Raw genomic sequence first — 15,767 nt, forward strand, 5'->3', positions numbered from 1 at the left:
TAATTGTGATGTTGGTATTAAGCCTTTATCGACAGTTAGTCATTGAACAGCAAAACCAAGTTGATAAGCATCTTGCGGCAGAAATGCAGCGCTATCAGCAGTTAGCATTAACGGTTAATCGCCGTAGTTTTGCGGCACAGATCCGTGCCGCTGATCCTAAAACGGCACTAATCGCCTGGCGTAACAGTGTTGATATGGTTGGGGCATTGACCTTTTTACCAGAAAACATGCCTCAGTTGCCAGAAACCAAAGACTTTCCTATCTTTACTGGTGGCCCAGATAAGCTACATATCTTAACGGGTGGATTAGTGATGACGCGCTACGGTCCAGTGCTTATTGCAACGCGAACCGATCACCTCGCAACCCTCATTGAAAAGTTTATCAACGCAGCATTTTGGGCGGTCGCTTTTACATTAGGACTCACTTTAGCGTTGGGTTACATTTTCTCAAAAGCTATTCTTAGACGACTGGTCGAATACAACCGTTTGAGTGAGCAAATTGAGGCCGGACATTACGAAACCCGTTTACCTGTCAGCGACAGCCAGGATGAGTTTGACATGTTAGCGCGGCAATTTAATCTAGTGCTCGATACCTTGGAGCAAAACCTACGCGCTGTTCGTGGTGTTACCGATAATATTGCCCATGATTTACGTACGCCTTTATCGCATTTACGTATTGGGATAGAGCAGCTTGCCGATAAACCGACTCATCAATTGGCCGATGCCACTGCAGAATTACTCGAAGAATTAGATCATTGTTTAGGCACGTTTGATGCGATGTTATCATTAACTCGAATAGAAGAAGGTCAGCAAACTCTTGATTTACAGCCAGTGAGTTTACAACAGATTTGCCAAGATTTATTTGAAATGGCCGATGTTATCGCCGAATCTCGTGACCAAGTATTAGAGATTTCGCTTGAAAATGATGTACAAATTCATGGTGATAAATACCTGTTATTCCAAGCGCTATTTAATTTAGTCGATAATGCGATTAAGTATTCACCGGTAGGTGCTGCAATTTGTATTAAACAGCGTGGCAAACATATCCAGATTAGTGATAATGGTCCGGGCATTTTGGATGAAGATAAAGAGCGGGTGTTTGATCGTTTGGTTCGTCTTGATCCTAGCCGTCATTACAAGGGCACGGGTCTGGGTTTATCGATGGTAAAAGCGATTTTATCTCGGCATAAAGCCACTATTTCATTAGATGACAATAACCCTGGGTTGTTAGTGAACATTCATTTTAAATAACCCGTAGTTTAACTGCAGGTGTAATCGAGTTGGATCCATCAATGTATCAATTGCTGAGCGAGCAACCTGACTTTATTGTGATTAATAAAGCGCCTCATGTTCACTTTCATAGTCAAGATGGCAATGCAGGGGTTATCGCGCAAGCTGAAGCCGATTTAGGCTATAAGCTGTATCCGGTACATCGTTTGGATACTCCGACCTCTGGGTTGTTAATCGTGGCTCGTTCGCCACAAGCTGCCAATGTATTTACACAGATGTTTACTGCTCATCAAGTGCAAAAATACTATTTAGCCATTGCATTAGGTAAACCTAAAAAGAAGCAAGGTTGGATTGTGGGTGACATGGCTAAATCTCGTCGCAGTATGTATAAATTACTGCGAACGACAGAAAATCCCGCCATGACACAGTTTTTTTGTATGAGTATTAGTGAAGGGAAGCGCGCATATTTATTGAAACCATTAAGCGGTAAAACACATCAGCTAAGAGTGGCATTAGCTAGCATTGGTGTGCCTATTTTAGGTGACACTCTTTACGGTAAAGATGTAAGTGATCGTTGTTACTTACATGCATATAGTTTGTATTTTAACTATTTAGGCCAGCAATATACTTTTCAGCAATTCCCTACTCAAGGAGAGTGGTTTGTTGATAAACCTTTTGCAGCGATAGTCGCCGAGCAATGGCAACAACCCGATAGCCTCGCTTGGCCAGCTAAAAACTAGTGTATTAGTCATTTCTGTCTGCTTCAGTTGATTATCAGGCGGGTTGCTCCGTACCTTTTAAGTCGACATGTTCAACTCTTTGGTGCAAATGGTATTACGGCCAGTATTTTTAGCAAGATACATGGCCTCATCAGCTAACTGTAATAATTGATCAACGTTTATATGAGTTTTACATGTGGCACAGCCAATACTTAAGGTAAAAGTCATTTCTTTTTGTTGCCACAGTACAGATGTGCTATTGATTTTAGATTGTATTTTTTCTGCGACAATCATTGCCTCATCGGCGTTAGTGGCTGGTAAAATAATCAAAAATTCTTCACCGCCATAACGGCAAATAAAATCAACTTTTCGTAACGTTTGTTGTAATAGGTTTGCTGTGTGCTTTAGTACAGTATCACCAGCCATATGGCCATAGGTGTCGTTGACTTGCTTAAAGTGATCAAGGTCTAACACCAGTAAGCTATATGCCGAGCCACTTCGTTGCCATAAGGCATCAACTTCATCTAACTTATCGAGTAAGGCGTGCCTGTTCCATAACCCTGTCAGCTGATCTCTATTGACTAAACGAGCTACTTTATACACTAGCCGTGTCAATGCATTGCCATATAGGACTAAGTTAGTCAGTAACAGTAAAATGATATAGCTCCACATTACTATTGGGGCGTTAAGTTTATTCGCGGCAGAGAGTTTGGCTAAATCTTCAGGATAGAGAAACAGAGCTACAGCTCGGATGATAAATAGGGTACCCATGATAAAAAAGGGCACATTAATTAACACAGCGTAAAAAATCGGCATGTGTATTTTAGATGCCTTTACGTTATCAATACCTGTTAGTGAGATCAACGTGGCAGCTGTGATGCTCATAATAATCACCAGGTATACGGCATATGCTAGAGATGGTGGAACCAATAACATCAATAAGGCGCAGCTGGTTAACAATACCAAGTCAAATAGATAAGATACCGGGTGTTTAAATAAATACTGGCAACCCCAACGTACTAATGCAAGCCCCAATAAAATGGCCATGTCGGCGGTAAACCAGTATAAATAGCTAATGGCTTCACTGCGTTGAGTGTAAAGTAACACACCAGCTACAGTGCATATATTGGCCATAGTGAAGCGCCAACTTGCTCTAGGGGCAATGCGGAACACACCTGCGTACATTGCCCATGCAATGGCACAGCTTGTACCAATTAAGCAAAAAAATTGAACAAAAATAATACTTTGGTGATGTTCCATATGACCTATCAGTATTGTGGCATTGGCTGAATAATAGCGTGCTAAAGGTTAACCATAGCACATCGTTAATAGAATACCTTGATAAGCGCTTTGCTAAACGGTGTTCAAACGTTAACGTAAATGTGCTGTTTAACAAATTGTATATTATGCTATTTTTATAATTGTATTCTCTTAATTAAGCAACATAATAAGGATGAAAAAATGGACACAAATAAATTATTATTGGTCATCATTGCGATATTATTACCACCGTTAGCGGTATTTTTAAAAAAGGGTTTGGGTAAAGATTTATTGATTAATGTATTGCTGTGCTTTTTCTTTTTTATTCCGGGGCTGATTCATGCTCTATGGGTAGTGTTGCAAGAAGATTTATAAACGGCTGCCAGCTCGGAGTGTAAGAAAAGTTAAGCGCTAGAATGAATAGAGCAAGAGGGCGTTTGACGCTATAATCGTGCTAATATTTTGTCGATTATGTGAATTATATGAACCGTAAAAAGAAAATTAACCAAACATTGAAGGCTAAGTCTAAAAAAGCCAATGCGAAGCTACATGCCGCGAATAAAAATCCGTACATTGCTAAAGCAGAGCGTGAACGATTAGCGCAACAAGCATTACTTTCGGCTGATACTAACGTCAATGATGTGCCGGTAGCATAACAAAAGCACAAGGGCTGCCCTCTTGTGTTTTTGTTCTGGTTTATTCTAACGGGTTAAGTTTTTATGTGCCGAAACCGCATACTTTACATTGTGGTTGTTTCGGTAATGTCATTTGTCTGAACTCCATGGTCATCGCATCGATCATTAACAACTTTCCTGATAAAGCTTGCCCCATAGCGCTGATGACTTTGATGGCTTCCGTAGCCTGAATGCAACCTATCATTCCCACTACGGGCGCTAAAATACCCGATTCGACACAAGTTAACTGTTGCTCACCAAACAATGCACTAAAACATTGATAGCAAGGCGTATCAGCTTGATAGTCAAACACGGTTACTGTGCCTTCCATGCGTATAGCCGCAGCAGACACTAACGAAATCTTGTGTTTAAAACAGCTCTTATTGAGCTGTTCGCGTACCATCACGTTGTCGGTGCAGTCGAGTACTAAGCTGTGCTGACTGACTAGCGAGTCGATTTCTGCATCATCTAGAAGCGCATTTAACGCATTAATTTTTATAAGAGGATTGAGTTGAGCCAGTGTTTGTTTAGCCGACTCTACTTTAGCCTGACCAATATTGGCATCAAAGTGCAAAACTTGGCGTTGTAAATTGGATAGCTCTACCGTGTCAAAGTCGACAATCGTTATTTCTCCCACGCCTGCGACAGCAAGATACTGACTAGCCGCACACCCTAAACCCCCTGCACCAATAATCAATACTTTTGCCAGTTTGAGTTTTTCTTGGCCTTCGATGTCCATTGCTTTAATGGATATTTGACGACTGTAGCGCAACATCTCGTTGTCGCTCAGAATATCTTGGTCTTCAGGCTGCATAATTCTCCTAGCAAAGTACGCTATTAAATGGCTCAACGGTCACGATATTACCTTTAGCCAGGTCACCTTGATACTGCTCTAAAATCACAAAACAGTTGGCTAAACTCATTGACGTCAACATACCAGAGCCTTGGCCGCCGGTAATAGAAACTTCCAATTCACCCGACTCATTTCGGCTTAATATGCCACGCTGATACTCTACTCTACCGGGATGTTTGCGGATGTCGGTTTGTAATGTTGCTTGGCAAATTAGTGGTGTTTTTGGTGTTAGCCCCTGCATTTTATGCAAAATAGGCAAGACAAGTTTATAAAACGTTACCATCGAAGACACTGGATTACCGGGTAAGCCACAAAAGACGGCTTTACCCATTTTGCCAAAGGCGAAAGGCTTGCCTGGTTTTATGGCTAATTTCCAAAAAGTAATTTGGCCTTCTTCCGATAAAATCTGTTTAGTGAAATCAGCTTCGCCAACAGAAACTCCACCAGATGTAAGTACCATATCGGCTTTACTTGCAGCTTCTTTGAATGCACCGCGAATGGCTTCTTTATCATCACTAATAACGCCAAGGTCTATCCATTCAACATTACTTTTGCTCAGTAAACCTTGAATTGAATAGCGGTTAGAATCATAAATTTGTCCTGGCGCAAGTTCACTGCCAACAGGGCGCAGTTCATCACCGGTAGAGAAAAATGCGACTTTTAATTTGCGTGTTACACGGACTTGGCTAATACCGATAGTGGCCAGTACGCCCATTTCTGCGGCCCGGATAGTCACACCACGATGCAAAACTTTAGTGCCAGCACGTAATTCTTCTGCGCGTTTGCGCACATTTTCACCTAACTTATGCGGATGGCTGATAGTAATGTTGTCGCCGTTAGCTTGAGCGTTTTCTTGCATTTGTACCGTATCATAACCGGCAGGTAAAGGAGCTCCTGTCATGATGCGGATACAAGTATTAGGCTGTGCTTTACCGTGAAATGGATGACCGGCAAACGAACTACCTGCTAGCGTGAGGGTGGTGCTATCTTGCATGCTGTCTAAATCAGCAAAACTGAATGCGTAGCCGTCCATTGCCGAGTTATCAAATGGCGGTAAATCTATACTAGATGCCAAGTCTTCGGCTAGCACTCTATCTATTGCATGATTTAGTGTGACGAGCTCAGTATCTTGCGTCGCCTCTACTTGAGCTAATAATTGTTCAATAGCTTGGTCTGGATGCAATAATGTCGGTTGCGCGCAAGGGTCTTGATTGTTTGGCATCTGAACTTCCTTAATGAATACCTAAGGTACTTTATGAGTACTGAGTTAATATGATGTTCGCTATCAACAGGTCCTAGTATGCCATGATGGCAAAAGAGTTTTATGATCATACTTAAGGTTTTTATCATTTATGTCTCAAATTAAAACCGTTTCTATATGGTATTTATATATTATTCGCTGTGCTAATTCGCATTTATACACAGGGGTGACTACCGATGTTAAGCGTCGTTTTGCTGAACATCAAAGTAGTGGACCTAAGGCGGCCAAGTTTTTAAAAGGTAAAGGCCCGTTAACACTGGTCTATCAAGAGACGCTAACTGACCGCAGTACAGCATTAAAGCGAGAAATTGCGATTAAAAAGATGTCGCGCCAACAAAAATTACAACTGGTTACACAATTTTCAATATTAAATAAAAATTTCGATGATAATTAATTGTTTTTACGGCTAATATTGTTGAGTTAGATCACTATGGATTCAAATAGTTGAGATTTAAATCAAGGATTTTCTCGATAGGATTATGCTTATTATCAGTACAAGTTTGTGCTGATACTGTCGTGCGTATTCAACCTTCACAATCTGTAGACAATACCTCCTACCAATATTACGTCGACTTATTACAACTCGTGCTCGATACCACCTCAGATGAATATGGCCCAGCGGATATTGTGACTTTGGAATCGTCCTTATCACAGTCGCGTGGTTTTTTTATGTTAAAAAATGAGCAGCTAGATGTGTATTGGGCTGGGACTAGCATAGCGCGTGAACGCGATTATCTTGCGGTGACAGTGCCATTAGTCGGCGGCTTATTGGGTAATCGTGTGCCCGTGATTATGCGTAATCGCTTGAGTGAGTTTGCCAAGATTACAACAGCAGAACAATTACAAAAAATGGTTGCGTGCCAAGGCAGTCAATGGCCTGATTCTGATATCTTGGAGTTTAACGGTTATCGTGTCGAACGAGTCATTTCATTTTCGTTAATGTATACCATGCTAGAGCAACAACGGTGTGATTACTTCCCGCGGGGGATAAATGAAGCACATGCCGAAGTTGATACTCAAGGTCATGAAACGTTAATGGTATACGATGAGCTAATTTTACGTTATCCATTACCCATGTACTTTTTTGTGAATAAACAAAATTTGCTACTTGCGCAGCGGCTTACAGAGGGTTTGTTATTGTTAGTCAATAATGGAAAATTAACGGAATTTATTATGCATCATCCTACAACCGCATCGATATTTCCGTTGAGTCGCTATCAGCACAGTCGCGTTATTTCGCTAGAGAATGCTATTTTACCGGCAAATGTTGTAGAGAGAGCACATAATAACTGGATTGGTTTCCCAAAAGAATAAAAGCGCCGAAGCGCTTTTATTTTGGTTGTCTTGGCTATTTCATTGCACGAAGTACTGGGTAAACTAAAAATTGTTTATCGTAATATGGACTACGCTGATAAAACCAACGTAATCTAGCTTTGCTGTTTTTTGCAAACGCGGGATCTTTGAGAGCATGAGTAAACTCAGCTTGTAACTCAGGATTTTCAGCTAGCATTTTAGCGGCTAGCGGCTCGACTGCGTAATCTTCAATGTATTCTGTTTGAGTGAAAATCGTATTGAAAAATCCCCAGTAAAACAACGAATCCTCTGCCTGTGGCTCTAATAACAACATGGCTAAATCCCCTAAAGGTTGATCGGTTGCAATGCGAACGGTTCCAGGAGGAAGTTGGGCATTAACTTTACTTGTACTTGTTGTGGCCGTAACGGTTTGATGGCCTTCATAATCAGCGCTTGAAAAACTCGGGTCACTAAATTGATATTGTTGCGCAGCTATGTGTGTAGATTTTTCCAGCCGCGTCATACGAATACCATGCAAAGATAAGCGTTCAATCACTGTGGTCCATTGCGGAGGAATATAATAGGCAACAGGTCGTGAGACGATAATGTCTGCCTTAGTGTTGGCCACTACAGGAATATTGACATATAGCTTAGGTTCACCTGTCCAACGTACTACATCTGTCCCGCTAATTAGGCTTGTTTCAATACGGTAATCAATGCCTTTAAAATCGAAGCCTTGTGGTAAGACTTCAGTTTGCCAGGTGAGTGCTAGCTGGCTTGAGTTACGGTATTTATCTGCATAAATTGCTGATTTTAGTTTAGTACTGTTTTGCGCCACCGTTTTTAATGTTTGCTCCAGCATCACATAAGTGCCGAGTACTCGTTGCTTATATGGTTTAAGGCTATGATTTTCTATTAAAATAGTCGGTAAATGACGCGCATCGCCATAACCATTTGAAAAGCGTGGGCTGGGGTTCCATAACGAAATACCTTTGGCCATATCGGCATTATCCAAAGCAAACACTAATGGCCCAGGAATATGGCCTTGCTCAGTAAGGGCTGCTTCTATTGCTGGGCGATAGACAGTCTCTAACCAGTTAAAGCTGCTAGGGCTGTAGCCTTGTTTTACGTTATAGCCAAAAGTGACATCGTACTGGTAATCAATACCGTCTGTAACATGGACATCAATATACAAATCGGGTTGCCAAACATTAATGGCGCGGATGAGGTGCTGCATTTCAAGCGCATCAGCTTTGGCATAATCTCGATTTAAGTTAAGATTATTAGCCGTGGTACGCCAGCCCATATTTATTGGACCGCGTTGATTAACTCGATTGTATTCACTGCTGCGCTCGTGGGCATCAACGCTCAAAATAGGCACAAATAAGAAGTTAACGTTTTCGAGTAACGCGCGTTTATTACCGTGGCTAATGTCTCTTAGTAACATCATTCCTGCATCTTTACCGTCGATTTCTCCAGAGTGAATACCGGCCTGCACAAGTACAGTCGCTTTACCATTGTCGCTTAATGTTTTGGCTGTTTGAGCACCGTCACTGGAGGCGACTATCATCCATATATCTCGCCCTTGTGGGCTTTTTCCTAGGCTGACTTTATGCAATAAATCACTACTTTCGACGAGTTTATCTAACCACGCCATTGTGTCGTTGTAGTTTGGTGTACTCTGATAACCTTGCTGTTCAAAAGGTGTCGCCCAAGGTTGTTCTGCATTTAAGAGTAGGGCTTCACTTGCACCTGCCCATGGTTGGATTGGCGGTAAAATGCTGTCGTTTATAAAGGTATTTTCTTGCTCAATTATTGTATTCGTTGGTGGTTGAATGGCATTTTCAGCTGCAATACTCAAGGTTGTGCACAATAACAAAGGACTAACCCATAAACTAGCAAGCAAAGTACGGTACATGAAGACCTCGAGATAATGATGTTGGTGGCATAAACTAAAACAGCATCATAGCATTACCATAAACGAATATGAGATGACGCAATAAAAAATCCCAACTTAAGTTGGGATTTTAATTGTTTATCTCCAGAGTAACCGAATGGTCTTTTACACTTTAGGACCCGCCTGCTTAACGGCATCTGAGACGTGATACTTGGCAAAATTATCGCTGAACTCTTGCGCTAATTGCTGTGCATACTTGTTGTATTCAGCTGTATCACTCCAAGTGTTAACCGGGTTTAGCAACTTGCTGTCTACACCAGTAATAGCAACAGGAACATTAAGATTAAGTTTATCGATGTGAACTGTTTCAACATCTTTTAGCTCACCACTTACAATCGCGTCGACAATGGCGCGAGTCGTTGGAATATCAAAACGCTTACCAACACCATGTGGGCCGCCTGTCCAGCCAGTGTTGACTAAGTAAACTTGGCTGCCAAATGATTCGATGCGCTTCATGAGTAGTTCGGCATATACGCCAGCTGGACGTGGAAAAAATGGCGCACCAAAACAAGTCGAGAAAGTCGATTGAATAGCGGAGGTTGAGCCCATTTCTGTAGAGCCGACTTTCGCCGTGTAGCCAGACAAGAAGTGATAAGCTGCTTGCTCTTTACTTAATACCGATACTGGCGGTAGAACACCTGATACGTCACATGTTAAAAAGACGACTGCATGCGGTTCTGCGCCACGATTTTCTAACTTACGCTGAGCTATATGCTCAAGTGGGTAAGCTGCACGGCTGTTTTCGGTTAAGCTGGTGTCGTTGTAGTTAGGTACGCGTTGCTCATCAAGTACCACGTTTTCTAATACCGTACCAAAACGAATAGCATCCCAAATCACCGGCTCATTTTTTTGGCTCAGATCGATACACTTTGCGTAACAACCGCCTTCGATATTGAAAACTCCACCAGGTGCCCAGCCGTGTTCGTCGTCACCAATTAAAAAGCGCTTCGGATCGGCGGACAGTGTCGTTTTACCTGTGCCAGATAAACCAAAGAATAATGTAGTGTCACCTTCGTGCCCTACGTTTGCCGAACAATGCATTGGCAAAACACCTTTAGCGGGTAACAAAAAGTTTTGCACAGAGAACATCGACTTTTTCATTTCTCCTGCGTACTTCAAACCAGCTAGTAGTACTTTGCGCTCGGCAAAGTTAAGGATCACTGCAGCTTCTGAGTTAGTGCCATCGCGTTCTGGTTCGCACACAAAACCAGGGGCATTAATAATCTGCCATGTATCTTTGTTATTACGATTAAAGGTTTCTGGGGTGATGAATAAGTTGCGGGCAAAAATTTGGTGCCATGCGTATTCGGTTGTTACCTGGACAGGAATGTAATGGTCATCGTCTGCACCGACTTCAAGCTCAGACATAAACAGTTCTTTATCGGCGAGGTAGGCTTCAACTCGTCCCCACAAAGCATCAAATTTGCCGGCATCAAATGGGCGGTTAACTTTGCCCCATTCGATATCTGCTTCTGTAGCTGGGTCTTTAACAATAAAACGGTCGTTAGGTGAGCGACCTGTTCTTTCTCCAGTTTTAGCAACTAATGCACCGTTGGCGGTTAGCTGACCTTCTCCACGAAGTAGCGCGATTTCAACAAGCTGTGCTGTCGTAGGGTTAAGGTTAACGCGGTGTGATAAATCCGCCATAGTGTTGATCTCCATGTCTTTTAGGTCGGGTTTCGCTATGAATCATTATTATTCGTTATGGGGTATTACTTAGCTCGATATTATTATTGGCGTTGGCTTTACAAGCTAATAGGCTGATTGTAACCGAACTTTAGCCTTTGGTAACGAACAGTTTGGTAATTTTTCTGAAAGTTTTTCATGTTTGTTATTCTAAAATCAAAATTTACGCATAAAAAAAGCGCTTAATGCGCTTTTTTTGTAATTCATTACGAAATGCAGTTCTTTACTGTTGAGCATCGCTGCTATGGCTACCTGCGTATAAGGCGGCAATATCGATTGCATCAAATGAATAGGTATTTTTGCAGTATTCGCAGCCCATATCGATTTTGCCATCTTCAGCTAAAATCACTTCTATTTCTGCTTTAGAGAGCGTCTTAATTGCTGCACCACTTCGTTCACGTGAGCAAGTACATTTAAACGTTACATCAACAGGATCAAATAAACGCACTTCTTCCTGGTGATATAAACGGTGTAGGACATCAGGCGCATCTAGGCTAAATAACTCTTCAGCTTTAATGGTGGAGGTAAGGGTTGATAAGTGTTCGAAGTCATCATTTTGGTCAGACTTGGTCGGTAATACTTGTAATAACATACCAGCAGCTTGCTTGCCGTTAGCAAATAACTTGATCTGCGTAGGTAACTGCTCAGATTGATTAAAATACTCTTCTAAACAGGCGGCTAAATCGATATGGTCTAGTGACACAATACCTTGATAACGCTCACCTTCATCTGGAGTTAGGGTGATGACCATATAGCCTTTACCAAACATTTCTTGCAAACTAGCATTATCTGCAATGTCACCATTCCAGCGAGAGACACCACGCAATACTTGTTCGTTATTACCGTTAATCACCGCTAATGTTACAGGACCGTCGCCTTGCAGCTGTACGCTAATATCACCGGTAAATTTTATCGTGGCGGTTAATAACGACGTAGCAGCCATCAACTCGCCTAACAAATGTTGTACTGCTACTGGGTATTCGTGAGCTGATAGCACTTCTTGATAGCTATTCTCAAGCTGGACTATTTCACCGCGAACATCTGCATTATCAAATAGATAGCGATGTAAAATATCGTTGTTCATCTTTACTCTCTTAACTCTTTTAGGCGCTTAAAAGTCTTTAAAGCGCATAAGCTGTCGTCGTTGTTTTTTATCAGGCTTGTGATCAGGTGCCGGATTATTCAAAATGTTGAGCCGTCTCGCTTCAGCGTTAATGATGCGTTTGCTAATGCTTTCGGGGGTTTCTTCATACAAAGTTTGTGCTATGTTTGCACCTTGTCGGTGGCCTGATAACTCCTTGATAATCACTTCTTTATCATCGTTACCTTGGCGTAGACGAATTTTTGCACCGACTTCAGCATTCTTGCTGGATTTAGTCCGTTGGCCGTTGTAATGTACTTTACCGCCGTTAATCATGTCTTTTGCAATGGCGCGGGTTTTATAAAATCGTGCCGCCCATAACCATTTATCTAACCGAATAATGCTCTTTTCGGACTGAATTTGATTCAAATGGCCTCCAAAACAGGGATGATTTCACAGACTGAGTAATCTAACTGCCATACAATGTTAGTATTATTGCAATATGGGGTTAAATTGAGCCTCATTTGTGCGCGCAAACTTAGCATATTTGGTGCAGTTTCGCCAATCGATATGCTCTAGGGTTGTTGCTTTATCTTCTGTAGGTTAGCATGGCGTCTAAGTATTACTTTTCAACAATTAGAACAGAGACCTGTACCAAGACGTATAGAGGGTCCAATTATATATGGATTTATTAGATAAACTGATCACTAAAGCTGCAACCGTGCCGCATAAGCCGTTAAGTGTTGCTGTGTTTTTGTTTGGGTTAGTCATTGTGTTGCTGCTAGCGGCACAAATTACATGGAAGTTGATGCCTGTGTCATCGCAATCTGCGACGTGGCAACCATCCCCCATTTCTGCAACCACTACTAAGCGTATTGAGCTTGCTGGTGTACGTAACCTATTATTGTTTGGCCGAGTTGATGGCAACGCTAATAAACCTAAGCCTGAAGCCGTTGAGCAAATCACCGATGCGCCTAAAACTAACTTGTCTATTCAGTTAACCGGTGTGGTTGCGTCGACTGCTGAAGAACAAGGTTTAGCGGTTATTGAGTCTAGCGGTCAGCAAGAAACTTATAGCTTGGGCGATAAAATTAAAGGGACGTCGGCATCATTAAAAGAAGTCTATGCCGATAGGATTATTATTACCAATGGCGGCCGCTATGAAACTTTAATGCTAGATGGCCTAAAGTACACAACGGAAAGTCAGGCTAACGAACAACTACAGCAGGCGAAAGTCGATCAAAAAGTGACTCGAGTTGATCGCCGCAGTAACCAAGATTTTTCAGAAGATCTATCTAATTCACGCGATGAATTATTAGCCGACCCCAGTAAAATTACCGACTTCTTAGCCATTTCCCCTGTACGTAGTGGTGAAGAATTATCAGGCTATCGCTTAAATCCAGGTAAGGATGTTGCCTTGTTTAAGCAAGCGGGTTTTCAGGCTAATGATTTAGCTAAATCAATTAATGGATTTGATCTGACCGATATGGGTCAGGCTTTAGAAGTGATGGCGCAACTGCCTGAGCTCACCGAAATGGCTGTCATGGTAGAGCGTGAAGGGCAGTTGGTCGAAATCATGTTTAGTTTGCCAGAATAATTTGGCGTTAGAGGATTGAGTAAAATGAATAACAAAGGGATCCGACATAAGATTATTGCTGGAATGTTAGTGGGTGCTGCAATGATGGCTGCACCTATGGCCTGGTCAGAGCAATATGCGGCTAATTTTAAAGGCACTGATATTCAAGAGTTTATTAATATTGTCGGTAAAAACCTCAATAAAACCATCATTGTTGATCCTACCGTTCGCGGTAAAATTAACGTACGTAGTTACGATTTATTGAATGATGACCAATATTACCAATTCTTTTTAAACGTATTGCAAGTTTATGGTTATGCCGTGGTTGAAATGGAAAACCACGTGATTAAAGTCATTAAAGACAAAGACGCCAAAACGTCAGCTATTCGGGTTGCAGACGATAACACGCCTGGTTTAGGTGACGAAATGGTTACCCGCGTGGTGCCATTGTATAACTCAGAAGCCAAACAGCTTGCACCGCTTCTACGTCAGCTAAACGACAATGCTGGTGGCGGTAACGTCGTAAACTATGATCAAGCCAACGTATTAATGATTTCTGGTCGTGCTGCGGTAGTAAACAAATTAGTTGAAATTGTGCGCAGAGTAGATAAGCAAGGTGATACCGCGGTAGAAGTGGTGACATTAAATTATGCTTCAGCCGGTGAAATCGTTCGTATTGTTGACACCTTATATCGTTCAACCGCTAACCAAGCGCAATTGCCTGGGCAAGCACCCAAAGTGGTAGCCGATGAACGCATGAACGCAGTGGTCGTCAGTGGCGATGAAAAAAGCCGTGAGCGAGTAATTGAATTAATTCAACGTCTCGACGCTGAACAAGCCAATATGGGCAATACCAAAGTACGCTATTTACGTTATGCCAAAGCCGAAGACTTAGTCGAAGTGTTAACTGGGTTTGCGCAAAACCTACAAGAAAATAAAGAAGGCGCCACCGCAGCACAAGGCAGCACAAGTAAACGTCGTAGTGATATCAATATTATGGCGCACAATGATACTAACTCATTGGTGATTAGTGCTGAACCTGATCAGTTAAGAACAATTGAAAGCGTCATTAATCAACTTGATATCCGCCGCGCGCAAGTATTGGTTGAAGCGATTATCGTTGAGATTTCAGAAGGTGATAATGTTGGTTTTGGTGTGCAATGGGGCAGTACTTCTGGTGGCTTAACTCAATTTAATAATATTGGGCCGAGTATCAGTGAAGTGGGCGCTGGTGTGCTTGCGGCACAAGAAGAAGAAGGCACTACCGTTACCGTCACTAACTCTGACGGTGGATCTACCCAAACCACTAACCCAACATCAGATGGCGACTATACTCTAATTGCTGAAGCATTAGGTAAAGTGAATGGCATGGCATGGGGCGTGGCTTCTGGTAATTTTGCAGCGTTAATTCAAGCAGTATCGAGTGATACTAATTCAAATATTCTTGCTACACCGTCGATTACCACGTTAGACAACCAAGAAGCATCATTTATTGTTGGTGATGAGGTGCCTATTCTCACAGGTTCAACTTCTAGCTCGAATAACGATAACCCTTTCCAAACGGTTGAGCGCAAAGAAGTGGGTGTTAAGCTAAAAGTAGTGCCGCAAATTAACGAAGGTTCGTCGGTTAAATTAACGATTGAGCAAGAAGTTTCGGGTGTTAACGGTAATACTGGTGTTGATATCAGTTTCTCAACTCGTCGATTAACCACAACTGTGATGGCTGACTCAGGTCAAATTGTCGTACTAGGCGGGTTAATTAGCGAAGATGTGCAAGAAAGTGTGCAAAAAGTCCCTATCTTGGGTGATATTCCGTATTTAGGATGGTTATTCAAATCTTCCTCAAGCAGTACCACCAAGAAGAATCTAATGATTTTCATCAAGCCTACCATTATCCGCGACGGTATGACGATGGAAGGCATTGCTGGTCGTAAATATAATTATTTCAGAGCTTTACAGCTTGAACAGCAGGGGCGTGGTGTTAATTTGATGCCAAATACCCAAGTACCTGTACTAGAAGAGTGGAGCCAAGAAGCGTATTTACCTGATGAGGTGAATGACATGCTTGAACACTATAAAAATCGTCAACGTCTAGATACTGATTTGCGTGATTCCGATGCGGCCTTAAGAGTCATCGATGAAAGCATGCAAAAGGACAAGGCTCAAGACAATGATTGA

14 protein-coding genes and 1 pseudogene are annotated in these 15,767 nt (G+C 42.1%); 8 read left to right on the top strand and 7 right to left on the bottom strand.

Annotated features, from left to right (window positions below; all coding sequences use genetic code 11):
- The first annotated feature begins 8 nt into the window (after window positions 1-8).
- Both IEY40_RS18215 and IEY40_RS18220 read left to right on the top strand, forming a co-directional pair.
- Window positions 9-1,250 carry a sensor histidine kinase gene (locus IEY40_RS18215; protein ID WP_283108130.1) on the top strand — a complete coding sequence of 414 codons (1,242 nt, stop codon included), beginning with the start codon at window positions 9-11 and terminating at the stop codon, window positions 1,248-1,250.
- Window positions 1,251-1,291: 41 nt separating this feature from the next.
- Entirely contained in the window at window positions 1,292-1,969 is a 678-nt protein-coding gene (locus IEY40_RS18220; RefSeq protein ID WP_188958741.1) for a TIGR01621 family pseudouridine synthase, read from the top strand.
- A gap of 57 nt (window positions 1,970-2,026) precedes the next feature.
- Here the strand turns inward: IEY40_RS18220 and IEY40_RS18225 are convergent, their stop codons facing one another.
- Window positions 2,027-3,208 (bottom strand): GGDEF domain-containing protein, encoded by a 1,182-nt coding sequence (locus IEY40_RS18225; RefSeq protein WP_188958743.1) that lies wholly within the window; start codon window positions 3,206-3,208, stop codon window positions 2,027-2,029.
- Between the two features lie 201 nt (window positions 3,209-3,409).
- On the opposite strand from IEY40_RS18225, the gene IEY40_RS18230 reads away from it, so the two are divergent.
- Window positions 3,410-3,583, top strand: coding sequence for a YqaE/Pmp3 family membrane protein (locus IEY40_RS18230; RefSeq protein ID WP_160055483.1), 174 nt, complete (start codon window positions 3,410-3,412; stop codon window positions 3,581-3,583).
- A 107-nt stretch (window positions 3,584-3,690) separates the two neighbouring features.
- On the top strand, window positions 3,691-3,864 hold the full coding sequence (locus tag IEY40_RS18235) for a DUF2986 domain-containing protein (protein WP_188958745.1): 174 nt from the start codon (window positions 3,691-3,693) through the stop codon (window positions 3,862-3,864).
- Between the two features lie 61 nt (window positions 3,865-3,925).
- On the opposite strand, the gene moeB is transcribed toward IEY40_RS18235, so the two are convergent.
- Window positions 3,926-4,696, bottom strand: coding sequence for a molybdopterin-synthase adenylyltransferase MoeB (moeB, locus tag IEY40_RS18240; protein ID WP_188958747.1), 771 nt, complete (start codon window positions 4,694-4,696; stop codon window positions 3,926-3,928).
- A gap of 7 nt (window positions 4,697-4,703) precedes the next feature.
- Window positions 4,704-5,957, bottom strand: coding sequence for a molybdopterin molybdotransferase MoeA (gene moeA / locus IEY40_RS18245; RefSeq protein WP_188958749.1), 1,254 nt, complete (start codon window positions 5,955-5,957; stop codon window positions 4,704-4,706).
- Between the two features lie 133 nt (window positions 5,958-6,090).
- Between moeA and IEY40_RS18250 the strand changes: the two are divergent.
- Both IEY40_RS18250 and IEY40_RS18255 read left to right on the top strand, forming a co-directional pair.
- Window positions 6,091-6,390 (top strand): annotated as a pseudogene (locus IEY40_RS18250) (GIY-YIG nuclease family protein); the annotation flags it as partial.
- A gap of 50 nt (window positions 6,391-6,440) precedes the next feature.
- The gene (locus tag IEY40_RS18255) at window positions 6,441-7,310 is read left to right on the top strand and encodes a transporter substrate-binding domain-containing protein (protein ID WP_188958753.1); all 870 of its coding nucleotides are present in this window, start codon (window positions 6,441-6,443) and stop codon (window positions 7,308-7,310) included.
- Between the two features lie 34 nt (window positions 7,311-7,344).
- Here IEY40_RS18255 and IEY40_RS18260 read toward each other — a convergent pair whose 3' ends face one another.
- The 4 genes from IEY40_RS18260 to hslR form a co-directional block, all read right to left on the bottom strand.
- Window positions 7,345-9,207, bottom strand: a complete 1,863-nt coding sequence (locus IEY40_RS18260; RefSeq protein ID WP_188958755.1) for a M14 family metallopeptidase — start codon at window positions 9,205-9,207, stop codon at window positions 7,345-7,347.
- Window positions 9,208-9,351: 144 nt separating this feature from the next.
- Window positions 9,352-10,908 (bottom strand): phosphoenolpyruvate carboxykinase, encoded by a 1,557-nt coding sequence (locus IEY40_RS18265; protein WP_268244205.1) that lies wholly within the window; start codon window positions 10,906-10,908, stop codon window positions 9,352-9,354.
- 247 nt (window positions 10,909-11,155) lie between these two features.
- The gene (gene hslO, locus IEY40_RS18270) at window positions 11,156-12,016 is read right to left on the bottom strand and encodes an Hsp33 family molecular chaperone HslO (RefSeq protein ID WP_188958759.1); all 861 of its coding nucleotides are present in this window, start codon (window positions 12,014-12,016) and stop codon (window positions 11,156-11,158) included.
- Between the two features lie 27 nt (window positions 12,017-12,043).
- The gene (gene hslR, locus IEY40_RS18275) at window positions 12,044-12,442 is read right to left on the bottom strand and encodes a ribosome-associated heat shock protein Hsp15 (protein WP_188958761.1); all 399 of its coding nucleotides are present in this window, start codon (window positions 12,440-12,442) and stop codon (window positions 12,044-12,046) included.
- Window positions 12,443-12,695: 253 nt separating this feature from the next.
- Between hslR and gspC the strand changes: the two genes are divergently transcribed.
- Window positions 12,696-13,610 (top strand): type II secretion system protein GspC, encoded by a 915-nt coding sequence (gspC, locus tag IEY40_RS18280; RefSeq protein ID WP_188958763.1) that lies wholly within the window; start codon window positions 12,696-12,698, stop codon window positions 13,608-13,610.
- 24 nt (window positions 13,611-13,634) lie between these two features.
- Window positions 13,635-15,767 (top strand): type II secretion system secretin GspD, encoded by a 2,133-nt coding sequence (gspD, locus tag IEY40_RS18285; protein WP_188958765.1) that lies wholly within the window; start codon window positions 13,635-13,637, stop codon window positions 15,765-15,767.

This window comes from Shewanella ulleungensis (assembly GCF_014648315.1).
Lineage (GTDB): Bacteria > Pseudomonadota > Gammaproteobacteria > Enterobacterales > Shewanellaceae > Shewanella > Shewanella ulleungensis.